The sequence below is a fragment of the Thalassospira sp. CH_XMU1420-2 genome (genome assembly GCF_037029325.1).
Classification (GTDB): Bacteria; Pseudomonadota; Alphaproteobacteria; order Rhodospirillales; family Thalassospiraceae; genus Thalassospira; species Thalassospira povalilytica.
Map to the genome: position 1 here is coordinate 1 of NZ_JAYMEG010000006.1, position 13,943 is coordinate 13,943.

Annotated in this window: 16 protein-coding genes and 1 pseudogene; 6 read left to right on the forward strand and 11 right to left on the reverse strand. The window is 53.8% G+C overall.

The annotated features are described in order from the left end of the window. Positions 1-77: 77 nt before the first annotated feature. A pseudogene (locus WA429_RS16940) lies at positions 78-962 on the reverse strand (AMP-binding protein); the annotation flags it as partial. 395 nt (positions 963-1,357) lie between these two features. After that, on the reverse strand, positions 1,358-1,546 hold the full coding sequence (locus WA429_RS16945) for a YdcH family protein (RefSeq protein ID WP_336107718.1): 189 nt from the start codon (positions 1,544-1,546) through the stop codon (positions 1,358-1,360). 91 nt (positions 1,547-1,637) lie between these two features. On the opposite strand from WA429_RS16945, the gene WA429_RS16950 reads away from it, so the two are divergent. Continuing rightward, a complete protein-coding gene (locus tag WA429_RS16950; RefSeq protein ID WP_068519694.1) occupies positions 1,638-2,255 on the forward strand; it encodes a UbiX family flavin prenyltransferase in 618 nt (205 codons plus the stop codon). Positions 2,256-2,270: 15 nt separating this feature from the next. Here the strand turns inward: WA429_RS16950 and WA429_RS16955 are convergent, their stop codons facing one another. Then, positions 2,271-2,741 (reverse strand): TIGR02444 family protein, encoded by a 471-nt coding sequence (locus WA429_RS16955; RefSeq protein WP_287466309.1) that lies wholly within the window; start codon positions 2,739-2,741, stop codon positions 2,271-2,273. A 39-nt stretch (positions 2,742-2,780) separates the two neighbouring features. Beyond that, complete coding sequence (locus tag WA429_RS16960; protein WP_068519693.1) at positions 2,781-3,887, reverse strand: ATP-dependent 6-phosphofructokinase; 1,107 nt, start codon at positions 3,885-3,887, stop codon at positions 2,781-2,783. 154 nt (positions 3,888-4,041) lie between these two features. Here WA429_RS16960 and WA429_RS16965 point away from each other — a divergent pair, with 154 nt between their 5' ends. After that, a complete protein-coding gene (locus tag WA429_RS16965; protein WP_068519692.1) occupies positions 4,042-4,248 on the forward strand; it encodes a YdcH family protein in 207 nt (68 codons plus the stop codon). 195 nt (positions 4,249-4,443) lie between these two features. Here the strand turns inward: WA429_RS16965 and WA429_RS16970 are convergent, their stop codons facing one another. Continuing rightward, positions 4,444-5,280: a GGDEF domain-containing protein gene (locus WA429_RS16970; RefSeq protein WP_258548249.1), complete on the reverse strand. Its 837-nt coding sequence runs from the start codon at positions 5,278-5,280 to the stop codon at positions 4,444-4,446. 262 nt (positions 5,281-5,542) lie between these two features. On the opposite strand from WA429_RS16970, the gene purE reads away from it, so the two are divergent. The 3 genes from purE (at position 5,543) to WA429_RS16985 (ending at position 8,101) form a co-directional block, all read left to right on the forward strand. Further along, on the forward strand, positions 5,543-6,043 hold the full coding sequence (purE, locus tag WA429_RS16975; protein ID WP_287466308.1) for a 5-(carboxyamino)imidazole ribonucleotide mutase: 501 nt from the start codon (positions 5,543-5,545) through the stop codon (positions 6,041-6,043). A gap of 114 nt (positions 6,044-6,157) precedes the next feature. Next, positions 6,158-7,246, forward strand: coding sequence for a 5-(carboxyamino)imidazole ribonucleotide synthase (locus WA429_RS16980; protein WP_287466307.1), 1,089 nt, complete (start codon positions 6,158-6,160; stop codon positions 7,244-7,246). Between the two features lie 69 nt (positions 7,247-7,315). Then, on the forward strand, positions 7,316-8,101 hold the full coding sequence (locus WA429_RS16985; protein WP_287466306.1) for a thermonuclease family protein: 786 nt from the start codon (positions 7,316-7,318) through the stop codon (positions 8,099-8,101). Positions 8,102-8,213: 112 nt separating this feature from the next. On the opposite strand, the gene WA429_RS16990 is transcribed toward WA429_RS16985, so the two are convergent. The 4 genes from WA429_RS16990 to WA429_RS17005 all read right to left on the reverse strand — a co-directional run bounded on the left by WA429_RS16990 (position 8,214) and on the right by WA429_RS17005 (position 11,413). Then, positions 8,214-8,909 (reverse strand): COQ9 family protein, encoded by a 696-nt coding sequence (locus WA429_RS16990; protein ID WP_068519687.1) that lies wholly within the window; start codon positions 8,907-8,909, stop codon positions 8,214-8,216. Next, positions 8,910-9,515 (reverse strand): peptide deformylase, encoded by a 606-nt coding sequence (def, locus tag WA429_RS16995; protein WP_068519686.1) that lies wholly within the window; start codon positions 9,513-9,515, stop codon positions 8,910-8,912. It abuts the gene before it with no gap. A 145-nt stretch (positions 9,516-9,660) separates the two neighbouring features. Next, positions 9,661-10,893, reverse strand: coding sequence for an HlyD family secretion protein (locus tag WA429_RS17000; RefSeq protein ID WP_068519685.1), 1,233 nt, complete (start codon positions 10,891-10,893; stop codon positions 9,661-9,663). Next, entirely contained in the window at positions 10,886-11,413 is a 528-nt protein-coding gene (locus WA429_RS17005; protein WP_287466305.1) for a hypothetical protein, read from the reverse strand. Before WA429_RS17005 ends, WA429_RS17000 begins: the two co-directional genes overlap by 8 nt. 366 nt (positions 11,414-11,779) lie before the next feature. Here WA429_RS17005 and rpsU point away from each other — a divergent pair, with 366 nt between their 5' ends. Beyond that, positions 11,780-11,983, forward strand: coding sequence for a 30S ribosomal protein S21 (gene rpsU, locus WA429_RS17010; protein ID WP_008891676.1), 204 nt, complete (start codon positions 11,780-11,782; stop codon positions 11,981-11,983). A 143-nt stretch (positions 11,984-12,126) separates the two neighbouring features. Here rpsU and WA429_RS17015 read toward each other — a convergent pair whose 3' ends face one another. Then, positions 12,127-12,678, reverse strand: a complete 552-nt coding sequence (locus WA429_RS17015) for a hypothetical protein (protein ID WP_287466304.1) — start codon at positions 12,676-12,678, stop codon at positions 12,127-12,129. Positions 12,679-12,776: 98 nt separating this feature from the next. After that, positions 12,777-13,877 carry a hypothetical protein gene (locus WA429_RS17020; protein ID WP_287466303.1) on the reverse strand — a complete coding sequence of 367 codons (1,101 nt, stop codon included), beginning with the start codon at positions 13,875-13,877 and terminating at the stop codon, positions 12,777-12,779. Between the last annotated feature and the right edge of the window lie 66 nt (positions 13,878-13,943).

The window sequence follows — 13,943 nt, forward strand, 5'->3', positions numbered from 1 at the left end:
CGATAAAATCACTTAATCTGAGCCGGAAAAGCGCGATAAGTGCAAGTTTGACGGATTATAAGTGCAATCCTCTATACATAGACAATATAGGAATGCCCGACCACCCAGCCGACATCGGACGCCGCCCAGTAAACATCACCGGCTTCGACGTCATAGATGTTTTTCATCGACCAGTGCAGGGCAACCATATGGCCACCATTGTCGCGGACAACGCCCTTGGGCTGACCGGTTGTTCCGGACGTATAAAGAATATAAAGCGGATCGGTCGCCGCCACCGGCACACAATCCGATGGCGCGGCCTTGGCACATTCCACGGTCCAGTCAAAATCCCGCCCGGGGATCAGCAAGGCGTCACATTGCGGGCGCTGATACAGAATGACCGATGACGGTTTATGGTCGGCAAGTTCGATCGCACGATCAAGAAGCGGTTTGTATTCAATGATGCGCGATCCTTCGACGCCGCAACTGGCCGTCAGGATCAGTTTCGGCTTGGCATCATTGATGCGCGTGGCAAGTTCGTTTGATGCAAACCCGCCAAACACCACCGAATGCACAGCCCCGATGCGCGCGCACGCCAACATTGCCATCGCGGCCTGCGGGATCATCGGCATGTAGATAATTACCCGGTCGCCCTTGGTCACACCGCGTGCATGCAGGGCCCCGGCAAGGCGGGCCACATCATCACGCAAATGGCGATAGGTGATTTTTTCGACCGTGTTGGTGACCGGGCTGTCATAGATCAGGGCCGCTTGGTCCCCGCGCCCGTTTTCGATATGCCGGTCAAGCGCGTTATAGCAGGTATTGACCTCGCCGCCGGTGAACCATCGGTAAAACGGCACATTGCTGTCATCAAGAACGCGGTCCCATTTGCGGTACCATGTGATGTTTTCGGCAGCTTCTGCCCAGAAACCTTCCTTGTCAGCAAGGGAGCGATCATAGGTTTCCTGATAACGACCAGTCATTGGCGAAAATTCCTCCCGCGATGATGGATCTTGTGCCCATACGGACCGCGTTTTTGTGGCGAGCGATTAAATCGGCATCATAATACCTATTTAATGCGCACTTACCCCTTAGACATTGGTAGAGCGTCGGTATTCCGCCATTTTCTGCGGATTAAAATCACTAAAATCCATTGCGCCGTGATCGGCTTGGGCCGCACGCGCGTATCGGTTCAGGTGTCATCAGTGATGCGGGAATGTCGCCAGGCGCCTTAAAGCGCAGACATAAAGTTGCCGCCTCACGCGTGGGCGACAATCGGAGGCGGCAAAAGCAAGAGTTAGGAAATCTGTGAGGTCGTCAAACCGTCTGCATGGTTGGTCGCATGTTTTTCATCACGCGTTTGGCCATGCTCAAACGGCTAATGGTTTATTCGGTTTATCTCGTCCTTGATTTCAAGCTTGCGACGTTTAATGTCTGCGACAAGGGAATCATCGGGCGCCGGTCGGCGCGTCTCGAGGTGGAGTTCCTGCTCAAGTGCAGCATGTTTGGCAGTAAGAGCTTCGATATGGCTTTGAACGCTCATTCGCCTACTCCTTATATCTGACATTGCCCACAAGAAGATGGTATTAATTTCGTAACATGATTTCCAGTGTTTCAATCACAATCGTGAACCAGAACACAGTCCAGCAAGGATCGGCATGACGCAAAAAGATCGACTTATCATCGGCATAACCGGCGCATCGGGTGTGATTTACGGCATACGTTTTTTAGAATTGCTCAAAAACACACCAATCGAGACTCATCTGGTTCTTTCGAAGGCAGCCGAACGCACCATCGCCTATGAGACCGATTTTAAAATCCGCGATATCAAGGAGATGGCAAACGTCATCCATGACAATGCCGACATTGGTGCATCCATTGCGTCGGGATCGTTCCGGGCACGCGGGATGGTGGTTGCCCCCTGCTCGATGAAGTCCCTAGCCGAGGTCGCAAGCGGAGTCGCCGACAATCTGATCGCGCGTGCAGCTGACGTGATGCTCAAGGAACGCCGCCGTCTTGTGCTGATGGTGCGCGAAACCCCGCTGCATGCCGGGCACATCCGCAACATGGCGCAGGCTACCGAAAACGGTGCGATCATTGCCCCGCCGGTTCCGGCCTTTTATGCCCGGCCGCAATCGCTTGATGAAATGGTCACGCAAAGTTGCGGGCGGGTACTTGATCTGTTTGATATCGATTTGCCCGACACCGCACGCTGGGGCGATGAGGATGCCGCCAATCACATCCCGGTCACCGGCAAGCCGAAAAACCGGGCCTGAACGTTCATCGCGGCCTCAGGCCGCGACCAACCCCATCAGCGAGATCAGGCGATTTAGCGCCTGATCACATTCGCCCTGTTCCAGATCGAACCGGGTGGGCGACAGATATGCCCGTGCCCCGGCAAACGGGTCATCCGACGGGATCGGCGTTACCGCGTCACACAGGATATGCTGTTCAATCCGTTCTGCCTGCAATTCGTCTGATTTGACCTTTTGGCGCAATTCCTGGGCAGTTGCGCGCGGGTCATCGCGCAAAAAGCGTCTGGTTTGGCGCAACGGAACGATCACGTTGTCGCGCCAGTCCCGCACGACTTCTTCCAGTGCGCTGACGCTGTGCGGTGCCAATCCTTTCTGACCAAGAAAGAACATGAACAGCAGCATGTTCACATCCAGACCACAGCGTTCCTGCAATTCCAGACACAGCTTTGCCACACCGTCGCGACCATACATCCCGACCGTAAAGGTCCAGACTTCATCCTGATCCATTGTTACCTGCTCGTATCGTTTTTTTGTTTTGTCTGATCGTCACACGGTTTTTGCCGTGCGCGCGACCTTTGGCGGATGCCCGAGATAAGCACCAAGCCCCTTTGCCGTCGAGACCATCGTGCCCGCCGTATCAACCAGACGTGGACCGACAATAACATCGGCCATCGCCACATCGACAACCTTGCGCTTTGACCAGGCGACAACCCGGTCAAACTTCTGGTCGGCAATCAGATCGACCGCATGAACCCCAAAGGCCGATGCAATCACCCGGTCACGCGGCGATGGTGTTCCACCGCGCTGAACATGCCCCAGAACAGTAACCCGCGTGTCCCAGCCCGTACGCGCACCAAGTTCATCGGCCAGCCAGTGCCCGATCCCGCCATAGCGGACCTTTTGGCCGTCATCACCCTGGGTCACGGCCGCCCCGTCATCGCGTTTGACCGCCTCGGCGACAATCACCAGCGCATGGTTGCGCCCGCGTTTGCGGATATTGAGACAATGTTCGGTCAACGCATCAAGATCGTAATCCATTTCCGGGATCAGAATGGCATCCGCCCCACCCGCAACCCCGGCAAACAACGCAATATGCCCGGCATCGCGCCCCATGACCTCAAGGATCATGATGCGATCGTGGGATGCGGCGGTCGGTTGCAGGCGGTCCAGTGCCTCGACCGCGACATTGACCGCGGTGGTAAAGCCGACCGAATATTCGGTCTGGGCCAGATCGTTATCGATGGTTTTGGGAATACCGACCAGATTGATGCCCCCCATCTGGGCCAGCCGATGCAGGATCGCCATGCTGCCATCCCCGCCAACCCCGATCAGCGCATCCAGTCCAAGCTTGTGATAGCCATCAATCACTTCCTGCGAGCGGTCGGCAAAACTGCCATCGGGCATCGGATAATGAAACGGATCACCTTTGTTGATCGTGCCAAGAATGGTCCCGCCAAGACGCAACATGCCGTCATTATTGACCTGATCATTAAGATCAATCGCCTGGGGCGGGTCCTGCATCAGGCCGTGTGTGCCCTGACGGATACCGACAACATCCCAGCCATAGCCAAGAACCGCGCGGCGCACGACCGCCAGAATAACAGCATTCAGTCCGGCACAATCGCCACCACTGGTCAAAATCCCGATCCGCATGTGTTTCCTTCCCAAGGTCGCCATAATTATTTTAAAGTCCGGATCCTGATTTCAGGGTCCCGCCCGCAAAGGGTGATACAAATCATATGGGTTGCCCACCTCAATTCTGGTATTATCAGAATCCCTTCGCGTTGATTATTAAGCTGGATCAAAAATGGACGAAATCAATCAGATCGAGATTGAAAAGAAACTTCTTTCATTGCGCGAGGAACACCGCGATCTTGATATCGCCATCGAACAGATGGTTCAGGCCCCGCACCATGACCAATTGCGTCTGGGCCGCATGAAAAAGCGCAAACTCGCGTTAAAAGATGAAATTCGCTATGTCGAGTCGCAACTCGTGCCCGATATTATTGCCTGACCGGGCCGGCAATTGCGCCCGCGTGGGGCGCCGATTTTGCCCATACGCGAAAGCGCCCCGACACCCTTTAAAAATTTGATCCGAACCGCACCCCGACCGTCAATTGACGATGCGGGGTTTGTGTTTTTGAAGATCACACAAAAAAACATGCAAGGCCAAGCCTTGCATCGGGCATTCAATGCATATGCGAAGCAATCAGATGCCGTAAGGGATACGGTCAAGCTGGGCAAGGCGCATTTCCTTTTGCGCGCGCAAGGCGGCATCCGCAGAATTCAGAACCGACTGGGCTGTATCGCCATTGGTCGCCTGATACAGGCCAAAGACCGGCACGACATAGATGAATTTGTCATTATGCGAATAGGGGTTCTGTTCAAGCCAGCGCGTTATCGCATCGGCACGCTGCAACACATCGTCACGATCGACATTATACATCAAGGCGACAAAGTCATTACATCCCAGATAGCCCAGATGATGCGGTGCCATCACGAAATCGGCCATGATTCTGCGGACATAGTTGAACAGGCCGTGTTTGCAGCCCTGTCCATAACGCTGAAGAATATCGTCAATGTTAAACAGCTCGCAGATCAGAACCGTCCTGTTGGTGCGGTCCGTTCCGATCAGGGAAACTTCGTTTTCAAGGATCTGCATAAAGGTCGGATAGCTGAGCGCCCCGGTAAACGGATCGCGGCCTTCGGTGCGGGCCAGACGTGCCTGCCGCTTTTTCAGTTCATTGACATTTTCCGTCAGACTGTTGATGCGCACCATCAACCGGCCGATGGCCTGTTCAACGGCCGGGGTTACCTGACTGTCGGGAATGCCAAGGACATTGGCCATATCAGGCGTGTGAAAGGGAACGTCATCCGCCGTGTCGGGATGCGTTTCCGTATCGATATCAACCTGATGTTCGCGGCTGGGCGCGCGTCGACTTCCGGCATCCCTGCCATAGGCAAGTACACCATACGGATTGGATGGGTATCTGCCATCCCCGCCCCCCATGGAGGGTGTCAACGAACCGGGCCTTGTGACTTTCATGTCTGACCTTCCCGTGCTACCTGCACAGTTATATGAGTGATTGGTAAATAATAAATCAAAAGTACAATCATTTCACATTAATTTTCAATCGACAGTAAGAATAGTATCGCTACCCTTCCGGGTAGCGCGGAATAATTGAAGATCGGACAGGAAAATATAAAGGATTCTGCGGGTCTGGCATGTTGCAAGCAGGCTTGCATGATGGCCCGTGCTGCATATAATGCGGCCCTTCACGAAACCGCCCGAATACGGAGCCGCCAACATGAGCGATCAAACACCGGTCATCGGCATTATCATGGGAAGCCAGTCCGACTGGGAAACCATGAAAAACGCAGCAGATGTCCTCGATGCGCTGAACGTCCCTTACGAAAAGAAAATCGTTTCAGCCCATCGCACCCCTGATCGCCTGTATGACTATGCCAAAACGGCAAAGTCACGCGGCCTTAAGATCATTATCGCCGGTGCTGGCGGGGCGGCCCATCTTCCGGGCATGGCAGCGGCCATGACGCCGCTTCCGGTGCTGGGTGTGCCGGTTCAAAGCCGCACCCTTAAGGGGCTTGATAGCCTGCTTTCCATCGTGCAGATGCCGGGCGGCGTTCCGGTTGGTACCCTTGCCATCGGATCGGCCGGTGCAAAGAATGCCGGTCTGATGGCCGCCGAAATCATGGCGCTGATGGATGACGGACTTGCCGCACGCCTTGATGACTGGCGCGCAGCCCAGACCGCATCGGTCGCCGACGAACCGGTTGATCCGGCACCATGACCCAAGACAGGCGCGCCCAAACGGGCGCGTTTTTGTTTTGCCCGTCACAGATTTGAAATTGGCCTGACGACAGGCAATGTTTTCCCACCGGGAAGATTTTTGATCGAGGATTAAATGACGCAGGATTTCGACACGCGCATCATCGTACCGGGAAGCACGATTGGCATCATGGGCAACGGCCAGCTTGGCCGTATGGCCGCCTTCTGCGCGGCTGAACTGGGCTATAAGGTCCATGTGTTTGGCCCGGGGGCCGACAGCCCGACCGAACAGGTTTGCGCCAAGGCAACCGTTGCCGATTACACCGATCTGGATGCGCTGCGTGCCTTTGCCGAGGATGTTGATGTCGTCACGTTTGAATTTGAAAACGTCCCGCATGACAGCGTAAAGCTGCTTGCTGACCTGGTGCCGGTACGCCCGGGCTGGAAATGCCTGCATATTTCGCAAAACCGCCTGCGTGAAAAGACCTTCTGCAACGAACATGGCATCGGCACCGCCCCGTTCGAAGCCGTCCGTTCGCTTGCCGATCTTGAAGCCGCGGTTGCCAAACTTGGCCGCCCGTCGGTTCTCAAGACCACCGAACTTGGCTATGACGGCAAGGGACAGGTGAAAATCAACGCAGATACCGATCTGGCCGAAGCCTGGGACGAGATGAAGGGGGCCGATGCCATCCTTGAAGGTTTCATTTCCTTTGAACGCGAAATCTCGGTTATTGTCGCACGCGGCGTTCAGGGTGATACCGCCTGCTTCTGCCCGGTCGAAAACGTGCATACCAACCACATTCTTGATGTGACCGTTGCCCCGGCTGAAATTGCCGACAGCCTGTCAAAAAAGGCCGAAGACATCGCAATCAAGCTGGTCAGTGCGATGGAGTTCGTCGGCCTTCTGGCGGTTGAAATGTTTGTCACCACCGATGGTGACATTCTGGTCAATGAAGTGGCCCCGCGCCCGCACAATTCCGGTCACTGGACCATTGATGCCTGCATCACCAGCCAGTTCGAACAGTTCATCCGCGCTGTTTGTGGCCTGCCGCTGGGCGATCCGGCCCACCATTCCAAGGCCCGCATGAAGAACCTTCTTGGCGATGACATCAATGACTGGCAGGCAATTTTGACCGAGCCGAATGCAAAACTGCATCTCTATGGCAAGGCCGAAGCAAAGCCGGGCCGCAAAATGGGTCACGTGACCTGGGTTCTTCCCAAATAAAGTGCCCCGACCGTAAGGTCACACAATATTCATAGCCCCGGACAGCGCATGCGTCCGGGGATTTTTGCTATGCATTTCATTACGTTACGCATCAATATCACCGGCTGGCATTTTATGCCCAGCAGATTGGCATCGGGTTTGCTGTTGATCAGGCAGGAAACTCTTTACGGACTGAACGTGATGAAGAAACTTCTGATCATTGTTGCAATGCTTGCCGGGCTTGGCGCCATCGAAACCCGCCTGAATGGCGCATATGCCGCACCGGGTGCTGCCGGATTTCCCGAAGTTGTCGAAGGCGACAAGCTTCGTTTTGGCAATCTGATTGTTGAACTGTTTGGCATTCGCGCCCCGAAACCGGGCATGATTTGCCGTGCGGGATCGGTTGAATTCCAGTGCGGTGCCGCCGCATCCCAGGCACTTGACCGCATCATCAACAACTATGCCATCAAATGTCAGCAGGTCTCGGATGTGCAGCTGTTCCCGATGCTGACCGAATGCACCATCGGGCGAAATGACCTTAACCGGTTGATCCTGCGTGCCGGGTGGGCGATGGTCGATATGGTCAGCTGCGACAGCCATCCGAGCTGTGCGACCTATTTGCGCGATCAGGAATTTGCCAAGGAAAACCGCAAGGGCATCTGGATGGGAACGCCGCCGTCCGAACTGGTTGCGCTGGCAGCCAAACCGACCCTAGAAGAAATCCAGTCCGCCGATGACAAGGCAAAGCGCAAAGCCAATGGCGACAGCCCGCGCCATCTTTTCGGATCAGCCTTCACCGTCGATCTGGCCGAGGACATGAAACGCGCAAACGCCCCGGACAGAACGCTTCTGAGTTTTCTTGAAAACACCTTTTAGGTCCGCCTTCCGGACCATCGCCCCCAAAGAGTTCCCGATCCAAAACAAAACGCCACCGCATTGCTGCCGGTGGCGTTTCTGATTTTGTCTTTATGCTTGGCAGTCGGTCGGCTCAGCCCCCGAACTGACGGCGCAGCCGCCCCGGGGTCGGCATGCAATTGGCGACCTTTGCACCAAGCTTGAACGGGGCTGTGGCAAATTTGCCGACCTTGCCCAGCTTGGCGGTGATTTTCGGGATTTGCAGAACATTGCCGATCCGGCGATCAAGGAACGCCCAGCTATCGGCATGGTCATCGGATGTATCATCCAGCCAGTAAGCCAGCGTCGATCCATACACCCCGGCCAGCAGCATGCGCTTGGTGTACCAGTTATGATCGGTCGATGTATCACCGGCGGCAACCCACATGGCATCAACCGTGCCATGGGTCAGTTTAAGCCCAAGGGCGGCATTTTGCGGAAGGGTCATGAAGGCCAGCGCACCGCGCACGGCGTCTTTCTGATTTTCCACCAGATCAAGCCGGGTTTTGACCGCCGTGGCAATCCGGTCGCGGATTTTCATGTTTTCCAGCCCCTTCTCATCAAGGGCGGCGATCATTTTGCGATCGGTCATTTCGACATAGGTCACAATGGCTTGACGGATACCATTGGGCAGCAACCGGTCCACTTCACCCGGCGCAAGATCAAGATCCTCTGCCCCGGCCAGCAGCGCCTGTCTGGTCCAGCCGTCAAAGGGGATATGTTCAAGGGCGGCCTCGACCAGTGCTTCGCGCTGGGCTTGCAGGCGGCTCATGCTTTCGGACACGGTCATTTATGCCTCCTCGTCAGGTGATCCGGCGTCTTGCGCATCGTCATCACTTCGCGATGCACAAGCCTGCCTGAATGTAGTCTCGGGCGGGTATTCGCGCAATTCTTCGTTAAACCCAAGAAGCGTCATGTCTTCCATACGTTCGGGATACATGACTCCGATCAAATGATCATATTCATGCTGAACGACCCGGGCATGGAACCCACCGGCAATGCGTTCGATTTCTTCGCCCTGTTCATTTAACCCGCGATAGCGGATTTTGTTCCAGCGCGGTACCACCCCCTGAAGCCCCGGGATCGACAGGCACCCTTCCCAGCCATCAACGATTTCATCGCCAACCGGTTCGATTTCCGGGTTGATCAGAACCGAAAGCGGAATGGCCGCATCGTCAGGATCGTCGCTTTGGCGCATCGCGGGCACGTAATAGACCATGATCGCCTTTGACTGAAACACCTGTGGTGCCGCAAGGCCAACGCCACCGGCATCCTTCATGGTGTCCTTCATATCAGCAATCAGGCGCTGAATTTCGGGATCAAGCGGGTCTTCGACCCGGTCGGCGACCTTGCGCAGAACCGGGTGGCCCATCCGGGCAATTTTCAGGATCGACATAGCACTATATCCATCCAAAACCGCCCGGCTGTAAAGCCCCGGCGTGCAAAACATCCCGACGATACCGGCCCTTGCAAGCAACACCTGCGATGCCAGCGGTACTCATCCTTGCAATCCTCCGGCGCATCCCGGGGATGCCCCATTCCTAGTGCCCGGTCAGAACCAGCGTCTGGATCGGCAATAGCAGGGCCTGAACCCGCAGGAGCAGCGCATGAACCACACCGACGGTCTGTACCATATGCAGGAACAGCCATTCTCCGGTTCCGATATCGGGATTTTCAAGCTGGTCATGGGTGTTGGTATAGGCATTGCCGGCACATTTGCTGCCAAGCGGCACATCGGCAATCGATTCCGGATAAAGCGGCACCATCTTGACCAGGAACGTACCGGGCTTGGCCCGTTCGGTGATATCAAGCAACTGGTCGCTTGGCCGGAACTGACCGGCGGCGATCACCGGCTGCACATCAATCACCACCATCGGAATGATTTCAAATGGCAGGGACGCACAGGTGACTTCGGTAATCACACCGGTTTTGACCACTTGTGTCGATATCTGGTTAAAGCCGGCAAGGAATATGGTTTCCCCGTCCCGTTCCGGGATCAGGATACCGGCCGGACGCAAGATCGGACTGACAAAATCCCCGACCTGAAGGGCGAATTGCTGGATATTGCCCTTTACCCCGGCGCGGACCACGGTTTTGGACAGATCAGCCTCGGCCGATCGCAAGGCTGCCTGCGCATTGGCAAGCTGGGCGGGCAGAAGACTGTCAAGCTTGGTCTTGATGACATTCAGGCTGGCCTCGGCGGCATTAAGGCCGCCCTGGCGTGTGGTCAGTGATACTTCCAGCCGTTCGACTTCGCGCCTTGAAACCGCATTGGTGCCGCGCGACAGCAGGTCCGATTTGACCTTCAATTCGTCGCGCACCTGATTATAGGCCCCGCGCGCCTGTTCGACATTGCCCTCGGCCACGGCAATATCGGCACGCGCCACATCCATCTGGGCACGGATTTCGGCAATACGCTGTTCGGCCATGGCAACGGCTTCGCGTTCAACCCGGTTATCAAGGCGGAATAACGGGTCCCCGGCATCCACATCGTCATCATTATCGACATAAACCTCGACCACGCGCCCGCCCTTTTCCGGCAGAATGGTGATGGTCCGGAAAAAGGACGACACATTGGTTGTCGACGGATGGAAATAGAAAATCAACGTCACCAGACTAAGCGTCAGGATCGCACAGGCCGTAATGCCATAGCGAAGCTCATACCAGACGGAAAACAGGGTTAATTCCTTGCCGATCCGTTTGCCCTGGACATACCGGCGCACCAGAAAATCGGGCAGGATGGTGAACATAGAACACAGAAGAAGCTCAAACATCTTTCGGATTCTCCTGACGCGCGCCCCCGGATGACGGATCAGGGCTGCCTGCCCCGTCCGCCGGTTTCACATCGGTTGTCCCATGTGCCGTTGCTGGTGACGGGTTTGGCGCCGGGGTTCCCGACGGGCTTGACGACGGGTTTTGGGTCGCACCACCGGGGCTTATGGTCGCCCCCTTGGCCTGCGCCATCGCCATAAGCGCATTGGCGATCACCTGAATCGGGGAAATGAAATCGGGGAACCTAATCACCGCCAGAACCAGTGCTGCCACCCAGAACACGTTGTTATGGGTAAATAACGCCAAAAGCGTCAAAACACCGATCAGCTGAATTTGGGTGTGATTGGCATGATGGGCCAACCGTTCGGGCAAGGCATGGATATTCAGATAAAACGCCCCGATCAAAAACACCGCCAGAATCACAAACCACACAACACCGACAAACAGGGCATCGGTATCGCCCGGCGCTGTAACAAAGAACGGCGCATGGGCAATTGCCGCTTCGCGCAGACTGTTTTCCATCTGTGGACCCTACCCGTTTTTGAACCAACCTTGTCTTGTGCGTTTTCATATCCGGGGCTGATCACCCTTGGTGGCCCGCGATATATTGAATTTTGTCAACGCATTATAGCAACTTTTGATTTTATTTTTACTATATAATTCACCCAAAGCATCCTATCACAAAACCGACATCGGAAATTCACCTCCCATGCCTTGGCGTTTTGCGGTGCAGGCATGTATAAACGTCAAAGGCGAACATCCCCTTCCCTCTTTTCTTTTTGGCCGGTTTGCACTATATACAGGCCACGGTCAGCTTGACCGTAAATCCAACCGGGGAGCATTCCGCACTCCGGGTGTTTTTGTTTTTTTGAAAGGAGCGTGGTTTCCGTGCAGGTAATCGTTCGCGACAACAATGTCGATCAGGCTCTGAAAGCGCTTAAGAAAAAGATGCAGCGCGAGGGCATTTTCCGTGAGATGAAACTCCGTCGCCACTTTGAAAAGCCGTCGGAGAAGAAAGCTCGCGAAGGGGCGGAAGCAATCCGTCGTGCCCGCAAGCTGGAGCGTAAGCGCATCGAGCGCGAAGGCTTCTAGTCTTTTTCACTTTCGGGGTATCTCGAACGTGACTGTACGATCGAATTTGGCTTGCCAAGTTCGGACCCGTGCGCCAAGCCCGCCTCGGAGCAATCCGGGCGGGTTTGGTTTTTCTGGACTATTGAAACGCGACTGATTTCACATCAGTTTCCCGACACCCAGGCCCGGATATCATCAAGCATCGTTGGCTCATAGCCAATCGGATCGGGCATCGGTTCGGACCGGATGATAATCCCCGACTGGGTGCGATAAACCCGATACACCGTATCTTCCTTGATATCGGTGTAGGTCGAACTGCCATATTCGGCATCGACCAGAAAATTCCATTCCGCCAGATAATTGATCAGATCAAGCGCATCACCCGTTCCAAGCTCATAGGCCCGAAACGGTGCGGTATTTTGCCGCACCACATCGCGATAGCGGCCCTCGAACCGCACAAGCTGATAACGCGCATCCATGCCAATGATATTGGCCCATGGCTTCAGCTTGATGAATTCCGCATCAATCCGCCACTGATCACCAAGGATTTCATAAGTCCCGCTGACACCGGGATCATCGGACACCAGATGCGCGGTAAACACATCCTCGGAAACCGGTTCGAAATAAAGGGCCGCAATCGGGTCTTCATCGGTCAGACGCACATAGGTCAGAATATTCAACCCCATCGACGCGACCAGCGCAATTGACAACGCCATGGTCAAATACAGTAAGTATCTTGCAGTTTTTAACATTCAACCTACTTGATATCTAAATTTTATATTTCAGATCGAATAAAGAAATAAAAAATCAAAAATCACAAAACTTTCACACCAACGATCTTGAGTTTCTTCCTGAGATCATTCATCACCAGTCCATTAATTTTCTTCGAATACTTAATTTGACTTTCTACATATTCCCTATTTTCGTCTGAGAAGTGATCATATCTTGGCGACATAGCAATTAGTTTTAGTTGAAGCTTTAGCACATTGTAACCAAGCCAAGCGCTCACAGTTTCCCGATCATATGGAGCTAGCAAACTTGTCCCAAGTTTTTTGGGATGCCCGCGAACATCCTCAAAGCAATTACCACTCCGGAGATATATGCGCCCTCTTCGCCCACAAGAAAGAATATTTTTCTCCAAAAAACCTGTCTGAAATAGGTTCAAATATTTTGGTTCATTTGCCAATTCAGACGAAATGACAGGCTGAAATAACGACAGGCAATCAAGTCCTATTAAGGGAGGCATAATTGGCAATGATACTTTTGATCTCGCTCTAGAAAAATCTCCTCCAACCAGCCCAGTAAACTCCTTTAGATATCGGTTTTTGAATATTGGAAATTGCAAGTTGTGAGAAAAAAGATTCTGCGATGAAATATTTATAAAACTCAAACTGTTAATGGATAGCGCAAAACAAGATGGGCTTAAGTGGAATGCAAGAGTAGATACTCCAGTATAACCCAATCCCTCTGAACCATCTCCACACCTTAATATGTGGATTGCCCTATCTCCCTGCCCTACTCGGTCGGATATATAAAAATTTGGATCTACGGAGTTCTGCTTACTGTTTCTGACAATATCAGCCAACCATAGCCCAACACGTACTTTATCCATCCAGTCCAGAAATAATGATATTTCTTCTTCTGTAACCGGCTCATCTTGAAAAAATTTTAGCAGAATCCTTTTTGCTTCATTTTCTAGAAATGAAAAATCGGAGTTGCAGCCTTCACATGCAGGAAAAGTGAACGCACTGAACGAATGCTGGATTGGAGAAAAGTCATTTTTGTCAATTAGGACTGTTGTATTTCGGTTCTTATCCCCCGTGAGCTCAATCAGCCATTTTGGGAGAATGTGTTCTTTATTCTTACTGACCGGGTTTTTCCCACAAAAAACACAGAATTTTCGCAGACTCACCATGCAAATCACCGACTCTTACGACCCACATAAGACACCTTGGCTACTAGCAAAGCTACAAAGGGCGAC

Excerpts from the sequence above, each read along its gene's own strand:
- WA429_RS17000 (WP_068519685.1), bottom strand. The coding sequence starts at position 10,893 with ATGTTTGAGCTTCTTCTGTGTTCTATGTTCACCATCCTGCCCGATTTT.
- WA429_RS17015 (WP_287466304.1), bottom strand. The coding sequence starts at position 12,678 with ATGGCGTTGTCAATTGCGCTGGTCGCGTCGATGGGGTTGAATATTCTG.
- WA429_RS16945 (WP_336107718.1), bottom strand. The coding sequence starts at position 1,546 with ATGTCAGATATAAGGAGTAGGCGAATGAGCGTTCAAAGCCATATCGAA.
- WA429_RS17020 (WP_287466303.1), bottom strand. The coding sequence starts at position 13,877 with ATGGTGAGTCTGCGAAAATTCTGTGTTTTTTGTGGGAAAAACCCGGTC.
- WA429_RS16960 (WP_068519693.1), bottom strand. The coding sequence starts at position 3,887 with ATGCGGATCGGGATTTTGACCAGTGGTGGCGATTGTGCCGGACTGAAT.
- WA429_RS16965 (WP_068519692.1), top strand. The coding sequence starts at position 4,042 with ATGGACGAAATCAATCAGATCGAGATTGAAAAGAAACTTCTTTCATTG.
- purE (WP_287466308.1), top strand. The coding sequence starts at position 5,543 with ATGAGCGATCAAACACCGGTCATCGGCATTATCATGGGAAGCCAGTCC.
- WA429_RS16970 (WP_258548249.1), bottom strand. The coding sequence starts at position 5,280 with ATGAAAGTCACAAGGCCCGGTTCGTTGACACCCTCCATGGGGGGCGGG.
- WA429_RS16955 (WP_287466309.1), bottom strand. The coding sequence starts at position 2,741 with ATGGATCAGGATGAAGTCTGGACCTTTACGGTCGGGATGTATGGTCGC.
- WA429_RS16990 (WP_068519687.1), bottom strand. The coding sequence starts at position 8,909 with ATGACCGTGTCCGAAAGCATGAGCCGCCTGCAAGCCCAGCGCGAAGCA.
- WA429_RS17005 (WP_287466305.1), bottom strand. The coding sequence starts at position 11,413 with ATGGAAAACAGTCTGCGCGAAGCGGCAATTGCCCATGCGCCGTTCTTT.
- WA429_RS16985 (WP_287466306.1), top strand. The coding sequence starts at position 7,316 with ATGCATTTCATTACGTTACGCATCAATATCACCGGCTGGCATTTTATG.
- WA429_RS16980 (WP_287466307.1), top strand. The coding sequence starts at position 6,158 with ATGACGCAGGATTTCGACACGCGCATCATCGTACCGGGAAGCACGATT.
- WA429_RS16950 (WP_068519694.1), top strand. The coding sequence starts at position 1,638 with ATGACGCAAAAAGATCGACTTATCATCGGCATAACCGGCGCATCGGGT.
- def (WP_068519686.1), bottom strand. The coding sequence starts at position 9,515 with ATGTCGATCCTGAAAATTGCCCGGATGGGCCACCCGGTTCTGCGCAAG.